We start from the raw sequence: 19,451 nt of genomic DNA on the forward strand, positions 1-19,451 counted from the left end.
ATTTTTACGTTTTTACTACCACTTCTTATATACATCCGGTCATCACCGGATCCAGCATCAATTAACTGTTCATTAGTGTTGCTGGTTTCAGCACCGCCACTATTCCCTGCATAAATCAGGTCATTTCCATCTCCTCCATAAATGGTGTCAGTACCTTCATTGCCATAAAGAGTATCATTCCCTCCTTCTCCATAGATTGTGTCATCACCGTCTCCACCTTCAATATTGTCATCACCATCACCACCGTAAATTGCGTCGTTACCATCTAATCCTTTTAGGGTGTCAACATTCTTTGATCCAATTAATAAATCATCACCGCTTCCTCCATCTGCTGTAATTCCATTTGAATTAAAATATATAATTTTTTCAGAAGTAGTTATTTCTCCAGAAGAAAATCCTTCATTATCTGTATATGAGACTTTGACTCTTATCTTTTTTCCTTGATCAGCAGAAGCTACAGTGTATGTTGAACTAGTTCCTACTTCACTCCAGCTGGTTGTATTATCTGAGGTTTGCCAGCTATAAGTTAAAGTTCCCGTTCCATCAGGATCAGCTGTATCAGTAGAAACGCTTAAAGTCTGACCAGCTTCTACTGTCCCTGATATTGAAAAAACCGCATTACCATCGTCTATTCCATCAACACTACTTGTCTCAACTAAAGTTCCATCTATAGTTTTTGTTACTGTGTAATTATCAGCAGATTGAGCATCAAAGTTTATTTGAGTAGATTGATTATCTGTATTTGTAAAATCAAAATTTAAAGAATCAAATCTTAAATTTACATCTGAAGAGTTTAATCCAATAAAAATTAAGTCATCTATAGTTTCAAAAAATCCTGTCCCTGATATATTTATTTGATCAAAAGTAAGGAAATCAGTTAGTAAAGAATCTCCACCATTTGTTGTATCAGTTATTTGGCATGTGGGATTTAAAGAAGCTGAGAAACTACTGTAATAATTATTAGAAGAGCTAGCTTTATTAAAAGTTACTGTGCCGTTATATTTGAGCTCTATTTCTATATCAGAAGTATTCCTTGGCTTGAGTTTAAAAATTAAATTTTTAACTTTAAAAGTTTCAGAAGAATTCGTGAAATTTGATAAATCTAGAGAGCCGGAGGTTATTTCTTTCTTAAAAGTCTGATTTAATATATAGCTTTTATAAATATCAGTATTCCTAAAATTCTCAGTCAAAAAAGACGAGAAGAGGTATCTTGCTATTACATATAAGTTTGAAATACTTCCTGAAGACATTTAAAAAACTTGTCTTATAATTCGCTTAAATTACCCAATAATATCTTTAATCTAATGGTAAGGAAAATTAGGTTGCGATATTTAAAAATATTATTAGTTTTATTTACATTTACTACTAGAAACTCAGTAAAATCAGATCCCAAACTATTTGAAGAAATAGGATCTGGGTTATCAGAAAAGGGGATTTATCTTGATTTCATAAAGGTTTTAAATCCCAAAAAGAAATTAGGAATCAGAATTAATTATTTACCTAAGGATTTTTTTACTCATAAAAATATTTTTGTAGAAAATAGAAATATAACAGCCGATTATTTTGGGATAGGTTTATTGTACCAACATAATTTTCTGCAAAAAGAATCAAAATCTAATTTTTATTTTCAAGGTAATGCTGAACTCTCAAACCTAAATTTAAGTCATGAAATTGATCTAACAAAAGAAACCTATTCATATAGGAACTTATCATTAACTTGCTCAGCATGCGGAAATTTAACTATACAAACTGATCCAGAGAAAATTTATTTTATCCCATCTGCATATCTTGGTTATAAATATAAAAATACAAAAAACTTTCATACAAATATATCTCTAGGAATCCAATATATATCTCCTGCACAATTAGAAAACTTTACTGATACCGAATATCCATTGCCAAGTTATGTACAGACCAAAATTGATGAATGGATGAATAAAACACAAGACTTAGTCGATTCATATAACAAGATTCAACCATCAATAAATGTAGGATTTAGTTATATTTTTTGATTCCTACGAAATAATTAATTTTTTAATATGAGAGTGTTAGATTTTTTAAAAAAAAAATTTCATAAAAAAGTCATACAAGAAAGTTTTTAGAATTTACCATCTACAACTTAAAAAATAAAATCAAATATTGATCCGTCATCTAAGTTATGGTTATAAATAATTGCCAGTAAATCGTTTTCATTTTCATCTAAATAAACATTCATAATTTTGAAAAATACAAATGCTTTTGGTAGTAAAAAAATAAGAATTAATTTATGTTTTTAAATAAAAAAATGAAAAAGATAAACTATTTAGTTTTTGAATTATAGTTATTTTACAAAAAATTCAATCTTAAAAATGAAAACTATAAATACACCTTGGGGAGCAATTAATCCCTCAGTATATGTTTTCCCAGTACAATACTTGTTAATTCTCTACGGCGTGATATATTTTTTGCCATTTGATATATTTGAATATCTTTTTAAAGGGGAAGACAGCTTAATTGAATGGTTGCAATTTTTAGGATATTTTTTCTCTTTTTTGTTTTGTATAGTAATCCTTTTTTCCAAAAAAAGAGATCGTTCTATAAAACAATCTATTTGTTGGATATTACTTACTTTATTTTGTTTTTATGCTGCTGGTGAAGAAATTAGTTGGGCTGAGAGAATCACTTCTATTGGATTAGATACTATAAGGGAAATCAATGTCCAAGGGGAAACAAACTTACATAATCTCAAAGGCTTGAATAACTATCTGCATTTTTCATTCATATCTACTGGAATTTTATTCGGGTGGATGGGATGGAAAATCTGGCCTGATATAGAAGCTTTGCCTAGTAAAAAGTTTTCACTTTTCTTTTTAATCGTTGCTGCATTCTATTCTTATTTTGATTTGTCCTGGATAACTCTTGGCGAAAGGATAAGAAATGATCAGGAAGCTATTGAATTTTTAATGTCAAGCGGCATTTTTTTACATTGCTATTGTTTTGTGAAAGAAAAAATTATTAGGTGATCATTTTGGCTTTTTCTAAAAGTTGGAGAAGTCATGCTTTAGTATGTAGAGTTAGGGCCTAAAATAAATTCAAAAATTGGTAACAGAAAGGCAACGCTATAACTTCTTGGGATTATTCAAATAATAATCTCATACATTATCGTTAATAAAGTAGTTATTTATAACTCAATTCTTAAAACTGTTATTAATATATTTTCAATAATTTTTTTTCTTGCTACTAATAAAAAGCCAATACAAAATTAAAGAAATGCTTTACGTTCAGCACTGGTCATTTAAGACAGGATATCATCAAAAAGGTGCGGAAAAATTTCTTGGAGGAGGAGGAGATTATCCTGGAGTCGAGATGATTGGAAGATATCATGCCCCAGGATCTCTAGAAGGGTGGATAGTCTTAAAGACAGATAATCCAAAAGCAATATATCAGCATGCAGCTGAATGGGGTGAATTCCTTAATTGGGAGACCACACCTGTATTTACTGATGAAGAAGCTGGTCCAATAGTCGCCAAAGTCTACTCATAGTTAGAGATTAAAATTCAATTTACAATAAGGAGGCAATTAGTTACCTTTTTTATGAACACACTCATTATTTCAACTTTTAGCTGCACATTTGAAGAATTCAAATCTGACGTTTCTGGATTTATAAAAGCAATGGGTCAAGAAGTAGTTTCAGAATATGAATTCGTACAAGCTGGCGAGCATAAATCTCATTTAATAATGAACGTCCTAGATATGGAAGCACTTGAAGCTGAAATGACTTCAGATGCAGCTAAAGAGTGGGACAAAAAAAATAATTGTAATGATACCGTTTATGCAATTGAGCTTGTTGAAAAAAAGTAAAACTCTTACTAATTCCACTATCCGAAATTCACATTTTCTTGAAATAAACCAAATAAGTTATTACCAACTATGGCAGCAATTATTAATACGAAGGCAACTATAGCGAAAAGAGCACTAACGTCTTTTATGTCATAAGGTGCTTTAAATAAGGGTTTCTGGTCTGCCATGATTATCAAATCTATAAATGCAATTAGATCATATTATTTTAATGCGTGTGAGAAGTATTAAGTTATTTTTAGTCTAAGATTGGACAATAAAAAAGCCACTGCAAGTGGCTTTTTCTATTTATTGGTCCAATAAACTAGCTTGTATAGGCTTTGCCTCTGTAAGTTAGTTCATTATGCTGCTTCTTAGCTGCTTCTTTGTTCTGGACGTACTTTTGTCCTCTGTAAATTAGAGTCATTTTTTAAGCTCCGGTTTCGCTTAAGTCCCCGTTCCATGGCTTAAGTCGATTTGCGGCTTGCTAAACGCAAGTTGAACGTTTTGGTAGCGGTTGCTACAAATTTATAATAACATTCAAGAAAATTATTTGTCTAGGTCTTTAAAAAATAAACTTAATACATTAATGGTAGATAAGGTTTCTGCTATAAATATTTATACATTATCCTTGTGTAATTGCTTACAGGTTACATTTTGTTCGTTTTTGAGAAGTATTTTTTATTTAATGAACTTTTAAATGTAAAATTTTTAAGATTATAAAATTTGTTTTATGTTTTCTAGAAGCAAAAAACCTACAGTAAAAAAATCCGCAATAGTTGAAGAGACTCCATTATTTGCTCAATTATTACCATTCGCAAACAGAATGAATGATAAGGTTCAATTGGTAAATGCTTTGGCTTTTACTTTTATAATGGGATTCTCAATTTTCGGAATTGCTTTATGGAAACTATCAGGGCTGACCTAGTTATTTAATTTTTGCAAAGCATCAATTTTTGATTCTTTGTTTGCAATTATGGTTATTAACCATCTAGAGGCTAGCCCTCTGGATATTGATCTATTTTTTAGAAATCTACATATATAAACATGTAGATTTTTTTCGTTTTTGGAGTTAAATTTTTCTTCAAAATTTAAAATATCCTCTTCTGATGTTCTTTTTCTCAGCTCATCCACTAATGCATGACTAGAGGAATCATTAAATAATTTCCCAATATTTAAGCTTAATGTCATAAATAATTTATGTACCTATTTAAGAGGTAGCCATAAATTAAATTTTTAAAAACTAATTTATATTTTTTATTTACAAATAATTCAAAAATTAATCTTTTGGTTTTGCCAAAGGAAGTAGGCACTTATCTGAATCACAACCTGCTGGTCCTGCTTCAGATAGTTCTCCAACATCATATTTATTAAGAGCATCAAAGAAATCGTTATTAACTTTCCTCTCTATTACTTTATTTTGCAATGAAATATATTCCTCTTTACTTATTGGCTCAAAAGGTAATCTCGGGAAAGTAGCGTTGGCACTAAATCGAGCAAGTAATGCTGCCGAAATATATCCTTGATTGTTTTCTATCGCATTATGAATAGCTTTCGCTAAATCCTCGATTTCATTTTCTTTAAATTCTACGGTTGCTGAGGTATTATGCTCTGTGTAAAATTTCTGCACTTGCATGTAAAAATCAAATTGAGCTAATGCTGAGAAATTATTAATGTCTATTTGGTCTGCACCCTCTATATTTGCCCAACTAACTTCTGTAGGGATTTCAACCAGCCATTCGGTGCATCTTGGATCAAATGGATTATCGAGCAAGCAGCCATTTTCATCTTTATCAGATTGAGATGGAACAACTGAGTAACCATAATCCATGCAAGCTAAAGCGATTGGATCATTTTTTCTGAAAGTTATTCTCCTAATGAATCTTTGAGCCTTTGGCGGGTGCCATCCTGGAGCTGCGCCTGTTAAAAGACTTTTAGTCCCAGCAGGCTGAACTGTTGTGCATCTATTTGGTCTCCTTAGATTATGCTTATCACAATATTCCCATACAGTTTCTTTTACTATCTTTCTCCAAGAATCTAAGAATTTAGCTTCCTTTTCTTTGAAGGCATTCCCTTCTTCGCTATTTGGCCTTCCTGCTTCCCACCATTTCAACCATGGCGTCCCAAAGGCATGGACACAAAAATCAAATAATCCAGTGAAACTTACTCCTACAATAGGATCATATTCCCTACTTTTTCTGTAACGCTCAACTTCAAATTCATGATTAAGTAAGCATGCTACAGAAAGAGCTGCCGCCTTAAAAGCTTTTTTTTGCTCTTCAAAATTTTCAGGATCTATCTGATTTAAATGAACTTCAGCCAAATTGCAGTGGAAATCATTTCCCAAGATCTCACCACAAGGGTTAAGTCCGTATCGGCTCATCCTGTGGTCTAGCTCTTCTTCAGAGAATGGACCATAACTGCTATTTATCCAATTTCTCGCTTCATCCTTACCTTGCTCTGAGTAGATTTCAATAAATTCCTTTCTCAATTCGTCATCTTTGAGAATATCTGCATTTGACCTTGCGATTGCTTCTGGAGCAAATTGAATAGCTCCCTCACCTGAGTGGAATTGTTTTGTTACGGCATCCAAAACAGTTTGGTAAGTAGGTTTTGTATGATAAACCCTAGTATGATTAGCCATCCTGAGGGCATCTTTTTCAGGATCTATTCTCCAATTACCATTCTCATCTTGACTCCATAAATTTTCTTTTGCTGATGCGGCTTCCTTATCATCTGAAGCAAATTGTCTCATTCCAGCACTTCTTCTTATATTCCCAGCAACTATGGTTACTGCAGCTTCATCAATTAATAAACAACACTCTACTGTACTTAATTTCCTACCAATTGCCTTTCCAAGAAGTGATGCGACTCTGGAGTAAAGATCTTTCAATTTGATAGGATTTGCCATACCACCAAAACCTTTTAATGATTCTCCAGCAGGCCTAATATCTTCCAAATTAATATAAACATCAATTTCTCTTTCAAGACTCTCGTTACTTGATGCCTCAAGAAGATATTTATAGCTATCTACCCATCCTCTTCTGCTATCCCCAACTTTGATATGAAGATCTTTTCCTTTAATTTCTAATGATGACTTTTCTTCTCTTTGATCTTTAGGAGTTATTCCAACTTCACTGACTGATTTAATTTTTATTTTGTTAATTACCGTAGGTAGATTATTTATAAAATGAGGCTCAATTATTGCACCTGTTCCACATCCCATCATTGCTAAGTCCATCATTAATGCGAAGGCTTCCCAATCAATTAAGTTTGTTGAGGTACAGTTGTATGCTCCTGAGAAATTTTGGTTCTTATTAATCCAAGGGGTTCCGCCTATCCATAACCATCTTCCCGAAGGCTGAGCTTTTTGGTTACTTTGCATCTCTTTCATTAGGATTAATTCTTCTTCAGAAAGTTTTCCTAATTCTTTTAATCCCGATAAATTCCTTTCGCCCACTTCGCTCCAGTTCTCTCTTTTGCCAGATGAAGTTTTTCTACTATAAGATCTGAAAAAAACTGGATAAGCAGCTGGCGCAGTCTTTGGAAAATCATCTTTTTTAAGATTATTGGAATTGCTCTCTGAAGAAGCTTTATTTGGTGCAACAGTCACGATAAAAAAAACGTATGTAAATAACCCGTACTGGAAGAATAACTCTACCTGTGGCGTCTGCAACTATTCTTACCACTATTTAACGGTTTGTGTAGAATTATGTTTAATATGAAATCTTTGTTTCAAGAAAGGATATGGAAAGAGTCCCCGAACCTGAATTAATGGAAGAAAAAGAGCAGGTCATTTCTTATGACGAAGCTGATTTTTCAGAAGGGGAAGTTAATCTAATTAATCAAATAAATCAATATCTTTTGAAAAAAAATATTTCTTTAGATGAAAAAGATTTAATAGTTGATTTAGGATGCGGGCCAGGAAATATTTCTCAGAAGTTAGCCATAAAATGGCCTAATACTTCAGTCGTAGGAATAGATGGCTCTAAAGAGATGATTTTGAGAGCAGAATATAATAAAAGTATTTCTAATAATCAAAAAAAATTAAAAAATTTACGCTACATTTGTTCTGACATAAAAGATATTAAATCAAATAATTTTTTATTTAAAAAAAGAATTAGTTTACTTGTAAGCAACAGTTTGATTCATCACATTACCAATCTTGAAGATTTCTTCAATACAATAAGAAGTCTATCTAGTAATATCACTGTAAATTTTCACAAGGACTTAAAAAGGCCATTAGATGAAAAGTCTGCTTTAGAACTCAAAGCACAATGTTCAACTAAATATAATGAGATTTTAACTAACGATTATTATGCATCTTTAAGAGCTTCTTATACTTTTAAAGAGTTAAAAAATTTCACCTTAGAGAATGATCTGTCCTCTTTAGATGTGTTTGAAGAAGGTGATAATTATTTAATAGTCTATGGTAATGTTTAAGAACTAAGTGAAAGGCCCTTATATTATATAAATGAGCTTAGGTACTAAAATTCTAAATAATAAAGAAATACTGGATGCGGTAAATAAAAGAAGAAATTTTGCCATTATTTCACATCCGGATGCTGGGAAAACGACTCTTACTGAGAAGCTTCTTTTGTATGGAGGTGCCATTCAACAGGCAGGAGCAGTAAAAGCTAGGGGTAATCAGAGAAAAGCCACCTCAGACTGGATGGAACTTGAGAAACAAAGAGGTATTTCTATTACATCAACTGTATTGCAATTTGAATATGAAAGATCAGTAATTAATCTATTAGATACACCAGGCCACCAAGATTTCTCCGAAGATACTTATAGAACATTAGCTGCTGCTGATAATGCAGTTATGTTGGAAGATGCTGCTAAAGGACTAGAACCTCAAACTAGAAAATTGTTTGAAGTTTGCAAGATGCGAAAAATACCAATATTTACTTTCATAAATAAGATGGATAGACCAGGAAGAGAGCCATTTTCTTTACTTGATGAAATTGAATCAGAACTTGGATTAAATACCCTACCTATAAACTGGCCAATTGGGAGTGGCGAGGAATTTAGAGGGGTTATTGATAGATTTTCTAGAGAGGTGATTTTATTTGATAAAGCAGTGAGAGGGAAACAATCGAATGAGAAAAGATTAAGTCTTGAAGATAAAGAACTATCAAAATATGTAGAGAGAAATTTACTTAAAAACTCACTTGAAGAATTGGAGGTTCTTGATGAGGCAGGATCTAAATTTGAAAAAGAAAAAGTTTTTAATGGCTCTTTAACCCCAGTTTTCTTTGGATCTGCAATGACTAATTTTGGTGTGAGGCCGTTTTTAGATAGTTTTTTAAAAATGGCACAAAAACCAACTTCAAGAAATAGCAATAAAGGGGACATTGAACCTGCAAGCGATGAATTTAGTGGGTTTGTTTTTAAGCTTCAGGCAAATATGGATCCAAAGCACAGAGATAGGGTTGCTTTTATAAGAGTTTGTAGTGGCAAATTTGAAAAGGATATGTCAGTTAAACATTCCAGAACTGGGAAAACAATAAGATTATCAAGACCACAAAAAATATTTGGGCAAGATAGAGAAGTAGTTGATGATGCCTATCCTGGAGATGTTATTGGTTTAAATAATCCAGGGATGTTTTCTATTGGAGATACTCTTTATACTGGTGCTCATCTTGAATATGAGGGCATACCATCCTTTAGTCCTGAAATATTCAGCTGGCTAAGAAATCCAAATCCCTCAGCATTTAAAAACTTTAGAAAGGGTGTTAATGAACTTCGAGAAGAAGGTGCTGTTCAGATTCTTTATGACTTTGATGAGAGTAAAAGAGACCCTATACTCGCAGCCGTTGGTCAATTGCAGTTGGAGGTAGTAACTCACAGATTAAAAAGTGAATATGGTGTAGATGCAAATCTTGAAGCAATGCCATATCAATTGGCTAGATGGATTTCTGATGGATGGCCAGCCATTGAAAAACTAGGCAGAATATTCAACTGTAAAATAGTTAAAGATTGCTGGAATAGGCCAGTTATTCTTTTCAAAAATGAGTGGAATCTAAATCAATTTGTCGAAGACAATAATCAGTTAAATTTAAACAAAGTTGCGCCCGTTGTTAGTGGAGTCGAACCAATTGTTTTATAAAGTCTTAATGGATTATAAAATTAGTTAATCTGTTAGTATTGGTAAAAAATTTTGGATTCAAACAGTAATAAAAATAATAACGAAAAATCACCTTACGAAATTTTAGGTGTAAAAGAAGGCGCTGCTTTTGAGGATATTCAGAAGGCTAGAGATATTAAAGTTAAAGAGGCTGGTGAAGATTTAATTTTAAAAGCGAAAATAGAATCTTCCTTTGATCAATTACTCATGGGGAGTTTGAAAGCCAGGCAATCAGGAAATGTAAGCTATGAAGCTGTGAGTGCCTCAAAAAAAGAAAAACAAATTAATCAATTTCCCAATAACAATTTCCCACTTCTTTCTAAGATAAAAAATTTAAATAATACCTCTAACAATTCAAGTCAGTATAGTCTTCCAAAAATAACTACTCCCTCATTTGATAATCTTTCAATAAAAATATCTGTTGGGCTATTATTTTTAATTTTGTTATTTATCAGTCCAGACTCTAATAATAGACTTTTACTCTCTATCTCAACATTAATACTTACTTATACTCAAATTAAATCGGGGAAAAGATTTATAGGTTCTCTGGGTTGGAGTGTTACCTTTCTCTCAATAGGATTAATATTTGGTGGATTGCTTGAAAATAATTCTTTCATTCAGGAAGTATCAAACAACTCTTTATCAATACAAAAAATTCAAAGTATTCCGGCCATGGTTATTTTATGGCTAGGCGTAATTTTTTTATGATTGATTTTCTATCATAGATTTAATCTCTTCATAATTTATAAGATATTTATTTTTACAAAATTCACAAACCAACTCTGCTTTGCCATCTTTCTTGAGGATGTCCTCTAACTCGCTCTTATCAAGCATTTTCATTGCACTTAAACTTCTTTGTTTGGAACACTTGCATTTAAAACTAACTTCTTGGGAACGAGCTTTTTCAGAGATTGATTTATCGTCAATATCAGGAAATATATTTCTAATTAAAGAAAGAAGATTATCTTTTGACTTAAATAAGTCTTCGCTGAATGAATTAATTTCTTTACATCTTTCTTCAAGTAGTGAGATTAGTAGTGGGTCAGTATCTTTTTTAGGTAGAATTTGAGCTAATAAGCCTCCACTACAAATAACACTTTTATTTTGGATTTTTTCTCCTATAAATACAGCAGAGGGAGTTTGCTCTGAATGATATAAATATGAAGCTAAGTCTTCAGCAATATTTCCATTTACTAATTCAACAGTGCTTGTAAAGGGTTCTCCAAATCCACTATCTCTAATTACATTTAAATATCCTTTACCTAATGCTTTTGTAAAATCAAAAGAATATTTATTATTACCTTTTTTGACTAGGTCTAATTCTAAATTAGGATTTCCTACATAACCCCTAACTTTTCCGTCTCTACCTGCATCAACTAGTAATCCTTTTAAAGGTCCGTCAGATCTAACTCTTAAAGTAACTCTTCCATGCATTATCTTCATCGAGCTTGCCAAAAGTAGTGAAGCACTAAATGCTCTACCTAAGATACAGGTGGTTAAATAAGAAAGACCGTGTCTTTTTTTTGCTTCTAAAGAAGATTCTGTTGTTAAGACCGCAACTAATCTTATTCCTCCATTTGCTGCAGTAGCCCGAACTATCCTATCCTGCATGATTTTCTTTCATAAAATTTTTGATTTTCCCTTTTTCCAAGAATAATATCCTAGAAGGTATCCCCTCAAATAAGGCAGGTTCATGAGTAACAATAATAATTGTATTTTTATTTTTTAAATTAAGAATTAAATTCTTTACATCATTTCTCATTGAATAGTCTAATCCAGCAGTTGGTTCATCAAGTAAAAGAATTGAGGGGTTTCTAAGTAGTTGAACTGCTACAGCTAATCGCCTTTGTTGCCCGCCACTTAGTTGTTCTGGTGGTTGGGTCAGATTAATTTTTTTCAAACCAACTTTATTTAAAACTATTTCTATATTTTTTTCTCTTAAAGATTTATGGCCTATTTTTAATTCTTTCCCTATGGTTGTACCTATAAAGTATCTTTCAGGAAATTGGAATACTACTCCACAAATCCATCTTCTTTGTCTAGAAGATAAAATTTTTTTCTTCCAAGTGATTTTTCCTTTTTGTGGATTTGTTAATCCGCTTATTATTTCGAGAAGTGTTGTTTTCCCAGAACCACTATTGCCGCAAATTAAAATGATTTCATTTTCATAAACTTTTAAATTTAAATTATCTATTATTTTTCTTTCACCAGTTTGAGGTTGATAAGATATTTCTTTTAAGTCAAGCATTATTAATTAAGTTATAGGTATGAATTTTAATCTAGTAATAACTTACTTATAATAGCTATAGATCTAAAAAGTTATTAGTCAATATGAATATTATTTTTAGGGAAGTTGATCCTTTTAATTGTTGGATATGGATCAGATTTTCAGAATCACCAACTCAAGATGAAAAAAATTATCTAGATGGTGTTTTTGATAGTTGGTACGTTTTGGGAAGGTTAGGTGGATTTAATTCTGAAAATTTGCAAACTCATGAAGAAGGTTCCGATTTAAGTTGGATGTCCTACGATAATGACCAAAAAAATGCATCTCTTCCCGCCTTAATGCATAATTTAGGAATTATGGAATATCAAAATCTTTGGGGAAGATGTTGGGTTGATTTTGGAACTTCAGACTCCATTTCAATAGACATATTAATTAATTCTTTGAATGAGATATCAAATAATTATGTAAAAATTGAAGAGTTAATTATTGGGGGTGAAAATAATGATTGGGCAATTGAACAACATGAAGATTTAGTTTTCAAAGATTAAGTGTTTTAGATGGAAGACTTAACAAGATTAATTATTTCCCATGAGAGAATTGAAAATATTAAGAATAAAAACTTACAACTTTCAAAAGAAGAAGCTCATTATTTAAATAAAGTAATGAGGATAAAAAATGGTAATGAAATATTTATAGCTAATGGAGAAGGTTCATTATGGAAAGCTGTAAAAGTTAAAAATGATTGTTTAGAAATAATTCAATTAAAAAAACCTTACTTATTTCAAGAACAAGAAATTTACTTATTAGGAATAGCTGTTGTTATACCTAAAAGTGGTTTTGAGGATATTTTAAAAATGTGTACTGAAATAGGAATTGATTATATTCAGCCATTATTTTCAGAAAGACAGGTAAACAAAAATTTAAATTTTTCGAGAAAACTTTTGAGATGGAATTCAATTATTAAAGAAGCAGTTGAGCAAAGTGAGAGATTATGGAAACCATCTATTTTAAATGGTGTGGATATTATTGAATGGCTAAAAATTAGAAATAATCAAGAAAGAGTTTCAATTTCCGTAACTAGAGAAGAAACTATATATGACTTAAATCAATGGTTAAGAAAACAGCAAGAATTTGAGAATAAAAAAGGAGGTATTTTTTGGAATGTAATTGGCCCTGAAGGAGGTTGGTCCTCTAAAGAAATTGATTTTTTTAATAAAAATAATATTACCTTTGTTAAACTTTCCGATACTATCTTAAGAACTTCAACAGCTAGTATTAACGCATCATCAATTCTAAATCAATGGAGAATTGATTTGAAATTAAGTAAATAAATAAATAAATATGGATTTAATTAGAAATCAATTTTTTATAGGCTTTTTTATTAATTTCATTTTGATTTATATATTTTGCAAGATTCCTTTGATGACAAAAGGTGGTTGGATTAGTGCGGGTATTCTAGGAACAATTTTGTGGGGCTGTTTGTCTTGGCAGGGATGGATGTCAGTTGTAATTTATTTAATATTTGGATCTCTCGTTACTAAAATAGGTTTTAAATTTAAAGAAGAACAAGGAATAGCTGAAAAAAGAGGTGGGAAAAGAGGTCCTGAAAATGTATGGGGCTCTGCAGCTACAGGATTATTTCTCGCAATTATGACTAAATTTAATCCTGCCAACGTAGTGATGTTTAAAATAGGATTTGCTGCAAGTTTTGCTGCAAAATTAGCGGATACTTTTGGCAGCGAAATTGGGAAAAGGTTTGGGAAGGATACATATTTAATTACTTCACTTAAAAAGGTTGATAGAGGGACAGAAGGAGGAGTCAGTTTAGAAGGGACATTAGCAAGTTTTTTGGGATCAATATTTATGGCCTTTGTAATGTTTCTTCTGTCAATTATTTCTTCAAAATACCATTTAATAGTTGTTGCAGTTTCGGGTTTTTTGGCCACACTTTCTGAGAGTATTATTGGTGCTAAATTTCAAAACAAATATAAATTAAGTAATGAATTAGTAAATGCTATTCAGACAAGTATTGCTTCTGTTTTTGCTATCTTTGCTCTTTTTTTATATTCATATTTTTTAAGTTAAAAATATTTGAAAAGACTTAGGATTCCTTCCATTTTGTGAGAATCTCCCAGCTTTTAAGTCTTTGGAAAAGCCAGAAATGACCTTCGGAATTTAGATGAATTCCATCATGCGTAATCCAATTTTTACTCCTTTTATCAGAGTACATTTCTCTAAAAGTAGGAAGAAATGGGACATTCTGATTGAGGCATACTTCCTCCATCCTCCTTTCATAAGAATTACAAAAATCATTTGAGTACCATAGACATCCTGCAAACGGCATTTTGCTTTCGTCAACTGGTGTCAGACCAATAACAAATACATTTGTTTGAGAGTTCATTTCATTAATTAACCTCTCTAATCCATATCCAAATCCATCTATATCTAATTGATGTCTTCCATTTATCTGACCAATTACTGCAGTATCGTTAAGACCTACATTTAATAGGATTGCTTTAGGTTTATTTCTTCTAGTTTCTCCTCTAGATGACCATTCTTTTTCCCATCTAGATGAAACTTTTTCTATCCCATCTCCCCTAACGCCAAGTTGATAGATAACTGGCCCATTGTGGTTATTGCACCAATCTTTTCTAAGCCTCTCACACCATCCACCACCCTCATTATCTCCCCATCCATAAACTGAGCTATCTCCAATTACAACTAGCTGTTTCGGGAAACTAATCACTATAACTGGAAAAAATAATTACTTGATTTAACAAATTATTCTTACAAATCAAGTTAAACTATTTTTGATTTTACCATTTATTAATTCGCCAACTATTGCTATAGAGCTATAAGTTATCAAAACTATAGTAACTTCTTTCCATGCGAAGGAACCTAGTGATTCTTGCAATTGCCAACCTAGACCAACACTTCCAATAACCCCAACAATTGCAGTTTCTCTAATAATAATGTCAGATCTATAAGCGCAATATGCTAAGTAACTTTTTGCTTGTTGAGAAAATAAACCTAAAAGCCAAGCAGTCTTTTTTGAGATTCCTAGAGATTTCATTGCAATATAATTTCTCTTGTCTTGGCTATCAAGATTTGTAAAAAGTAATTTGCTAGTAATACCAGCGTTGTGGAGACCTAATGTTAAAGCTGCTAAAGATACAGAAGGATTATTAAAAGTTAAAAGAGTTAGAAGTATTACAGGTGTAGGTATTAAACGTAATAAAAATGCAAAAATTTTTATAAAAATTTTAGAAGTATTGTTGTTAAAAATTCCTATTACTAATGGAGGTAAACTAATTGCGATTCCTGTTGATAAAAGACTTAAAATTATTGTTTCTAATATAAGTTTTAAGATATCGAATAATCCTAAATCTGAACTTGATTTAAATAGAGAAATAAAGGAATTAAAATTTTCAAAATTATTATTAAAAATAAAATAAATAAAATATGAAAAAGAAAATAAAATTGTTATGAAAAAAATTGAAATAAAAAAAATAGATAGGATTTTATTTGTAGTTTTAAATTTTATTTTTTTGAATATTAATCCAGAAAGAATTATCAAAATTGCTAAGGACCATAAATAAGTCCATAACTCTCTAAAATTTAAAGTTTGGAAAGATAAAAAAATATTGGTACCTATTCCTCCAATCCCAAAAAGTCCTAAAATCACCGTACTTCTTATTGAACACTCTAATCGATATAAACCAAAGTTTTTAAATGTATTTATTATTGGATTCCATATTAAAGTTAGTAGAGAAGAAAATTTAGGTGCATTTATTTGACTTATAGATTCAAAACTTTTGTAGTCAATAGTTTCTAATTGTTCAGCAAAAACTTTTGAATTTACAGCAATATAGGGTATACATATAGCTATTATTCCTATCGAAAAATTTATTCCATATATTTGCATTAATAGTATTCCCCAAACCACTTCGTGTATAGATCTAATTATTGTTAGGAAAAACCTTATTATGCGGTAGAAAAAATTTGGAATATTAAAGATTTTATAAAAAATATTTGAGGAAATTATTCCAAAAATTGCTCCATAAATAATACTTACTAACCAACTAAAAAAACCAATTAAAATAGTTTCATTTAATCGCTTAATTACGGTAATAATAATTTCATTATCGATCTTGGGATTAAATGCAGAAATTAAGAATTCTTGGAATAATTTAAATCCTCCAAAATGAATATTGTTTATTAATTGATACCCTAGAGGTATGCATACCAAAATTGGAAGAAAAGATAATGAGGTATAGTTTAATCTTAATTTGTTCAACTATTTAATATATTTTGTCTAAATGAATCTTCTTTAAGTTATTTCTTTTGATATTGAAAAAAACTTTACCATCCCTGATTCCAATAACTTTATCGAAATCGTCCAGCAAATCTAATCGATGTAATGCAATTAATGCCGTCTTTGGGGGTTTTTTTGTATTAAATTTATCGACACTTTCTAGAATTAGGTTTTTAATTGTTGTTATCAATTTGGGATCTAGATTATTAAAAGGCTCATCTGCAAGTAATATATTTGATCCTTGAATTAATGATCTAGCTATAGCAACCCTTTGTTTTTGCCCCCCAGATAGTTTTATGATTTTTTTGTCGTAAATAGAGTTATGAAGTCTACATAATTGCATATATTTATGTGCCTTCTTAAAAGAACTTATATTTAGTAAATTTTTAAAAGCGAAATAAAAAATTTTTTCCGCTAGTAGTCCACAATTAACATTTTGTTCTGCAGAGAGATCTTCTATTAATCTTAAATCTTGCCATATAGTTGTTATTTTACTTTTCTGCTTTCTATCTAATTCCTCGAAAGTTTTATTGAATAATTTAACCTCACCTTGAGTTGGCTTGATAGTGCCATTAAGTACTGATATAAGTGTAGTTTTTCCTGAACCGCTTTTACCTAAAAGTGCAATTTTTTCCCCAGAATTTATTTTTAAATTTATTTTATTTAGGATCAGATCATTTTTGTATTTATAAGATATATTTTTTAATTCTAAGACAGTATTATTCATCTAATTTTATTTAATTTCCTCCCGATTTTCTCTATATTTTTATATTGTTTTGATTCTGCCTTTATAAATCTTTTTGCATTGAACATATCTAATATCTGTTTATGTGATTTTTGCTTTATATTTAAATTTAGAATTACTGATTTAAGTTCGTTTGTAAACCCTACCCCGAATCTATTATCAAGATCCCCTTGAGCAATCCAATGGTAGTCAACATATTCTGGGGTTATCCAGAATAATTCTGAATTACTTGTTCTTTTGGGATTATTTTTAAGAGTGTTTTCCCAAACTTGTTTATTTAAAGCTCCAGCATCAAATGCCCCACTATTCACTAAAGCTATAGTGGCATCATGACTCCCACTAAAACCTGTTTTTTTGCCTTTAAAGTGTTTAATTTCTACCCCTGCTTGATTTAAAAAATATTCTGGCATTAATCTTCCAGAAGTTGAGTTTTCAGAACCAAAAGTAAATCTCAAATTTTTTAGTTTTTTAAGTCCTTTAATGTTTGAAATTGTATTAAGTTCTAAATTTTTGTTTACTATAAAAACACTTTTAAATTCCTTATCGATATCTCTTTGAGCAATGACAATTGAATTAGGAGTTTGTAGTCTGGCTTGAACTCCTGATAAACCGCCAAACCAAACTAAATCTAAATCTTTATTTCTAAATCCAGTTACTGCTGCAACATAATTAATAACAGGAATGTATTTAACTTCTTCATCAAGTTGATTGGATAATTCTTTTGAAAATAAATTAAATCTTTTGTCCAAAACATCTTGGTTTTGATCAGGTATTGCTCCAACTTTTAAAACTTTGGGATTTGAAAATACAGGTGATGAAAAAATAGAAAATAATAGAGATGAACTTAGTAAGAAAATTTTTATATTAAACATAGCTTAGTTTGAATTAATAGTATTCAGAGATTGCTTTTTCAAATCTTTTTAGTCCATCTTTAATTTTTACTTCTGAAGCTGCACAAGATATCCTAATACATTGATCAGCTCCAAAAGCTTTTCCTGGTACAACAACTAATCCGTAATCTTGAAGAGCTTTATTGCAGAAATCAACAGAAGTAATTGAGGAGTTAGGTAATTTTGGAAATGCATAAAATGCTCCGTTAGGTTCTTCAATATAAATCCCATTTATATTATTAAGGCCCTCATAGAGAAGTCTTCTTCTTTGATCATAATGGCTATTTATCATTGAGAAAAACTCATTATTAATTTTTAAAGCCTCTAAAGCACCTTTTTGAACAAAAGAGCAAACATTACTTGTACTTTGACTTTGTAATGCTGAGGATGCTTTTATTACATCTTTGGGACCTACCAAATAACCTATCCTCCAGCCAGTCATAGCCCATCCTTTTGCAAACCCATTTATTATAAAAATCCTATCTTTTAAGTCATTTGCTAATGAAGATAAACTGTAGTGTTTAAATTCTTTTTTAAGGATTAGTTCGTAAATCTCATCAGAAAGAATATTGATATTTGGATTTTCTCTAGCTAGATCGGCAATTTTTAATAATTCTTCCTTTGACATAACTCTTCCAGTAGGATTATTAGGAGAATTGATAATTATAAATTTAGTTTTTGAAGAGATTTTAGATTTCAAATCTTCTATATTTATTTTGAATCCATCTTCTGCAGAAGAATTTGTAAAAATTGGCTTCCCACCCGCCAATCTAACCATCTGGGGATAACTTAACCAATATGGAGAAGGAATAATAACTTCGTCGCCAGTATTTAAAAAGACTTGGAAAAGATTATATAATGCTTGCTTAGCACCATTTGTGACCATTACATTTTCAAATTCATAATTTAAATCGTTTTGAATTTGAAGTTTATTTGCAATTGCTTTTCGGAGATCTAAATTCCCCGCTGCGGGCCCGTACTTTGTGAATCCATCAAATATAGCTTTACTTGTAGCCTCAATAACTTCTTTTGGGGCATCAAAATCAGGTTCTCCTGCACTTAAATTGCAAATATCTACTCCTTCTGCAGATAATTGATTTGCTTTTGCACTTATCTGCAATGTAAGAGAAGGCTCAATTGAAAGTGCCCGATCAGATAAATTAACTTGACTCATCATTGACTTATGACTTTTCAAATATGACTTTTAATAATGACAATTGCATAAATTAAGAATAGATAAAACTATCACACTATGGTTTAATTTAGTTCATTTTCTTAATCTATTTTATTTTCATGTTTTGAGTTCTTAAAATAAATATATTTAAAGT

At 30.8% G+C, this 19,451-nt stretch carries 23 protein-coding genes; 11 read left to right on the plus strand and 12 right to left on the minus strand.

Features of this window, described 5'->3' with window-relative positions; genetic code table 11:
* A partial coding sequence (locus EV02_RS09095) for a calcium-binding protein (protein WP_428844119.1) occupies nucleotides 1-1,250 on the minus strand: 1,250 nt, incomplete at its 3' end.
* Nucleotides 1,251-1,304: 54 nt separating this feature from the next.
* Here EV02_RS09095 and EV02_RS08490 point away from each other — a divergent pair.
* From EV02_RS08490 to EV02_RS0108500, 4 genes are all read left to right on the plus strand, one after another.
* The gene (locus tag EV02_RS08490; protein ID WP_032518646.1) at nucleotides 1,305-2,012 is read left to right on the plus strand and encodes a hypothetical protein; all 708 of its coding nucleotides are present in this window, start codon (nucleotides 1,305-1,307) and stop codon (nucleotides 2,010-2,012) included.
* A gap of 336 nt (nucleotides 2,013-2,348) precedes the next feature.
* Nucleotides 2,349-3,002: a hypothetical protein gene (locus EV02_RS08485; RefSeq protein ID WP_032519169.1), complete on the plus strand. Its 654-nt coding sequence runs from the start codon at nucleotides 2,349-2,351 to the stop codon at nucleotides 3,000-3,002.
* A 247-nt stretch (nucleotides 3,003-3,249) separates the two neighbouring features.
* A complete protein-coding gene (locus tag EV02_RS08480) occupies nucleotides 3,250-3,522 on the plus strand; it encodes a DUF3303 domain-containing protein (protein ID WP_032519170.1) in 273 nt (90 codons plus the stop codon).
* Between the two features lie 51 nt (nucleotides 3,523-3,573).
* A complete protein-coding gene (locus EV02_RS0108500) occupies nucleotides 3,574-3,840 on the plus strand; it encodes a hypothetical protein (RefSeq protein ID WP_032518648.1) in 267 nt (88 codons plus the stop codon).
* A gap of 17 nt (nucleotides 3,841-3,857) precedes the next feature.
* On the opposite strand, the gene EV02_RS09330 is transcribed toward EV02_RS0108500, so the two are convergent.
* Both EV02_RS09330 and EV02_RS09155 read right to left on the minus strand, forming a co-directional pair.
* Nucleotides 3,858-4,007, minus strand: a complete 150-nt coding sequence (locus tag EV02_RS09330; RefSeq protein ID WP_179850896.1) for a hypothetical protein — start codon at nucleotides 4,005-4,007, stop codon at nucleotides 3,858-3,860.
* Between the two features lie 134 nt (nucleotides 4,008-4,141).
* Nucleotides 4,142-4,243, minus strand: a complete 102-nt coding sequence (locus tag EV02_RS09155) for a DUF4278 domain-containing protein (RefSeq protein WP_011862700.1) — start codon at nucleotides 4,241-4,243, stop codon at nucleotides 4,142-4,144.
* A gap of 306 nt (nucleotides 4,244-4,549) precedes the next feature.
* On the opposite strand from EV02_RS09155, the gene EV02_RS08475 reads away from it, so the two are divergent.
* On the plus strand, nucleotides 4,550-4,744 hold the full coding sequence (locus EV02_RS08475; protein ID WP_011818162.1) for a hypothetical protein: 195 nt from the start codon (nucleotides 4,550-4,552) through the stop codon (nucleotides 4,742-4,744).
* Here EV02_RS08475 and EV02_RS08470 read toward each other — a convergent pair.
* Nucleotides 4,741-5,007: an RNA recognition motif-containing protein gene (locus EV02_RS08470; protein WP_032518650.1), complete on the minus strand. Its 267-nt coding sequence runs from the start codon at nucleotides 5,005-5,007 to the stop codon at nucleotides 4,741-4,743. The genes EV02_RS08475 and EV02_RS08470 overlap by 4 nt on opposite strands.
* 88 nt (nucleotides 5,008-5,095) lie before the next feature.
* Nucleotides 5,096-7,429 (minus strand): ribonucleoside-triphosphate reductase, adenosylcobalamin-dependent, encoded by a 2,334-nt coding sequence (gene nrdJ / locus EV02_RS08465; RefSeq protein WP_032518651.1) that lies wholly within the window; start codon nucleotides 7,427-7,429, stop codon nucleotides 5,096-5,098.
* A gap of 134 nt (nucleotides 7,430-7,563) precedes the next feature.
* On the opposite strand from nrdJ, the gene EV02_RS08460 reads away from it, so the two are divergent.
* Genes EV02_RS08460 through EV02_RS08450 form a run of 3 tightly spaced genes read left to right on the plus strand, consistent with a single transcriptional unit; the run spans nucleotide 7,564 to nucleotide 10,654 of the window.
* Nucleotides 7,564-8,259 carry a class I SAM-dependent methyltransferase gene (locus EV02_RS08460; RefSeq protein ID WP_032518652.1) on the plus strand — a complete coding sequence of 232 codons (696 nt, stop codon included), beginning with the start codon at nucleotides 7,564-7,566 and terminating at the stop codon, nucleotides 8,257-8,259.
* A 31-nt stretch (nucleotides 8,260-8,290) separates the two neighbouring features.
* Nucleotides 8,291-9,928 carry a peptide chain release factor 3 gene (locus EV02_RS08455; protein ID WP_032518653.1) on the plus strand — a complete coding sequence of 546 codons (1,638 nt, stop codon included), beginning with the start codon at nucleotides 8,291-8,293 and terminating at the stop codon, nucleotides 9,926-9,928.
* A 51-nt stretch (nucleotides 9,929-9,979) separates the two neighbouring features.
* On the plus strand, nucleotides 9,980-10,654 hold the full coding sequence (locus EV02_RS08450) for a CPP1-like family protein (protein WP_032518654.1): 675 nt from the start codon (nucleotides 9,980-9,982) through the stop codon (nucleotides 10,652-10,654).
* On the opposite strand, the gene hslO is transcribed toward EV02_RS08450, so the two are convergent.
* Complete coding sequence (gene hslO / locus EV02_RS08445; protein ID WP_032518656.1) at nucleotides 10,649-11,557, minus strand: Hsp33 family molecular chaperone HslO; 909 nt, start codon at nucleotides 11,555-11,557, stop codon at nucleotides 10,649-10,651. The genes EV02_RS08450 and hslO overlap by 6 nt on opposite strands.
* Complete coding sequence (locus EV02_RS08440; RefSeq protein WP_032518657.1) at nucleotides 11,547-12,194, minus strand: ABC transporter ATP-binding protein; 648 nt, start codon at nucleotides 12,192-12,194, stop codon at nucleotides 11,547-11,549. The genes hslO and EV02_RS08440 overlap by 11 nt, the downstream gene beginning before the upstream one ends.
* Before the next feature lie 83 nt (nucleotides 12,195-12,277).
* On the opposite strand from EV02_RS08440, the gene EV02_RS08435 reads away from it, so the two are divergent.
* Genes EV02_RS08435 through EV02_RS08425 form a run of 3 tightly spaced genes read left to right on the plus strand, consistent with a single transcriptional unit; the run spans nucleotide 12,278 to nucleotide 14,258 of the window.
* Nucleotides 12,278-12,721, plus strand: a complete 444-nt coding sequence (locus EV02_RS08435) for a DUF3531 family protein (RefSeq protein ID WP_032518658.1) — start codon at nucleotides 12,278-12,280, stop codon at nucleotides 12,719-12,721.
* Between the two features lie 9 nt (nucleotides 12,722-12,730).
* The gene (locus EV02_RS08430; protein ID WP_032518659.1) at nucleotides 12,731-13,504 is read left to right on the plus strand and encodes a 16S rRNA (uracil(1498)-N(3))-methyltransferase; all 774 of its coding nucleotides are present in this window, start codon (nucleotides 12,731-12,733) and stop codon (nucleotides 13,502-13,504) included.
* 10 nt (nucleotides 13,505-13,514) lie between these two features.
* Nucleotides 13,515-14,258 carry a TIGR00297 family protein gene (locus EV02_RS08425; RefSeq protein WP_032518660.1) on the plus strand — a complete coding sequence of 248 codons (744 nt, stop codon included), beginning with the start codon at nucleotides 13,515-13,517 and terminating at the stop codon, nucleotides 14,256-14,258.
* 16 nt (nucleotides 14,259-14,274) lie between these two features.
* Here EV02_RS08425 and EV02_RS08420 read toward each other — a convergent pair whose 3' ends face one another.
* The 5 genes from EV02_RS08420 to EV02_RS08400 are packed head-to-tail and all read right to left on the minus strand — an operon-like array spanning nucleotide 14,275 to nucleotide 19,297.
* Complete coding sequence (locus EV02_RS08420) at nucleotides 14,275-14,919, minus strand: GDSL-type esterase/lipase family protein (protein WP_032518661.1); 645 nt, start codon at nucleotides 14,917-14,919, stop codon at nucleotides 14,275-14,277.
* Between the two features lie 48 nt (nucleotides 14,920-14,967).
* Nucleotides 14,968-16,470 (minus strand): PhnE/PtxC family ABC transporter permease, encoded by a 1,503-nt coding sequence (locus EV02_RS08415; RefSeq protein ID WP_032518662.1) that lies wholly within the window; start codon nucleotides 16,468-16,470, stop codon nucleotides 14,968-14,970.
* A gap of 4 nt (nucleotides 16,471-16,474) precedes the next feature.
* Complete coding sequence (locus EV02_RS08410) at nucleotides 16,475-17,215, minus strand: ATP-binding cassette domain-containing protein (RefSeq protein WP_032518665.1); 741 nt, start codon at nucleotides 17,213-17,215, stop codon at nucleotides 16,475-16,477.
* Nucleotides 17,212-18,105 carry a putative selenate ABC transporter substrate-binding protein gene (locus EV02_RS08405; protein WP_032518668.1) on the minus strand — a complete coding sequence of 298 codons (894 nt, stop codon included), beginning with the start codon at nucleotides 18,103-18,105 and terminating at the stop codon, nucleotides 17,212-17,214. Before EV02_RS08405 ends, EV02_RS08410 begins: the two co-directional genes overlap by 4 nt.
* Nucleotides 18,106-18,118: 13 nt before the next feature.
* Entirely contained in the window at nucleotides 18,119-19,297 is a 1,179-nt protein-coding gene (locus EV02_RS08400; RefSeq protein ID WP_032518669.1) for a pyridoxal phosphate-dependent aminotransferase, read from the minus strand.
* Nucleotides 19,298-19,451: the final 154 nt, after the last annotated feature.

The organism is Prochlorococcus marinus str. SB, from assembly GCF_000760115.1.
GTDB classification, from domain to species: Bacteria; Cyanobacteriota; Cyanobacteriia; order PCC-6307; family Cyanobiaceae; genus Prochlorococcus_A; species Prochlorococcus_A marinus_D.